This is a genomic window from Bacillus sp. SIMBA_074 (assembly GCF_046534555.1).
Taxonomy (GTDB): Bacteria; Bacillota; Bacilli; order Bacillales; family Bacillaceae_G; genus Bacillus_A; species Bacillus_A mycoides.
On record NZ_JAWRYM010000879.1, the window covers coordinates 1 to 253 of the forward strand.

1 protein-coding gene is annotated in these 253 nt (G+C 64.4%); it reads right to left on the bottom strand.

Going from position 1 to position 253, the window contains the following annotated elements; translation table 11 throughout:
• Window positions 1-253: NAD(P)H-binding protein (locus SB773_RS33270; RefSeq protein ID WP_410594716.1), on the bottom strand; the 253-nt coding region annotated here is incomplete at both ends.

A 253-nucleotide genomic window follows, 5' to 3' on the forward strand; every position in this document is an offset into this window, starting at 1 on the left:
GATCTCCGCACCCTCGGCCGCTCGAAGCCCGCTCGTGTAATATAAGTGTTCGACGCCCGCATCCTTGGCTGCGTGGATGACAGCAAGGTGTTGAGCGACCCGGTTTCGGTCGCCGCCGGAGATCAGCACGACATTGGAGTGTCCGGCCACCACTTCGGCAATACCGTCCGATTCGGAGAGATCAACCGCGGCCGTAGCAAACCCGGCCCCGGCAAGCTCTGCGAGCCGGTCCGTGTTTCGGCCGACCGCGGTG